This is a genomic window from Variovorax sp. KBW07 (genome assembly GCF_003852515.1).
GTDB lineage: Bacteria > Pseudomonadota > Gammaproteobacteria > Burkholderiales > Burkholderiaceae_C > Variovorax.
Window position 1 is genome coordinate 1,898 of sequence record NZ_QAJK01000254.1, and the last position, 390, is coordinate 2,287.

At 68.5% G+C, this 390-nt stretch carries 1 protein-coding gene; it reads left to right on the forward strand.

Going from position 1 to position 390, the window contains the following annotated elements; genetic code table 11:
- On the forward strand, positions 1-390 hold a 390-nt coding region (locus DBV14_RS34125), incomplete at both ends, for a CoA transferase (protein ID WP_260397319.1).

A 390-nucleotide genomic window follows, 5' to 3' on the forward strand; every position in this document is an offset into this window, starting at 1 on the left:
CGAGAACTTCAAGCCCGGCACGCTCGAAGGCTGGGGCCTGGGCTGGGAGCAGCTGCATGCGCTCAACCCGCGCCTCATCATGCTGCGCATCTCGGGCTACGGGCAGACCGGTCCCTACCGCGACAAGCCGGGTTTCGGCGTGCTCGGCGAATCGATGGGCGGGCTGCGCTACCTCAGCGGTGAGCCAGGGCGGGTGCCGGTACGCGTGGGCATTTCGCTGGGCGACACGCTGGCGGCGCTGCACGGCGTGATCGGTGTGCTGACGGCACTGCACCACCGCACGGCGCATGGCGGCGAGGGCCAGTTCATCGACGTGGCGCTCTACGAGTCGGTCTTCAACGTGATGGAAAGCCTGCTGCCCGAATACGACGCCTTCGGTGCGGTGCGCGA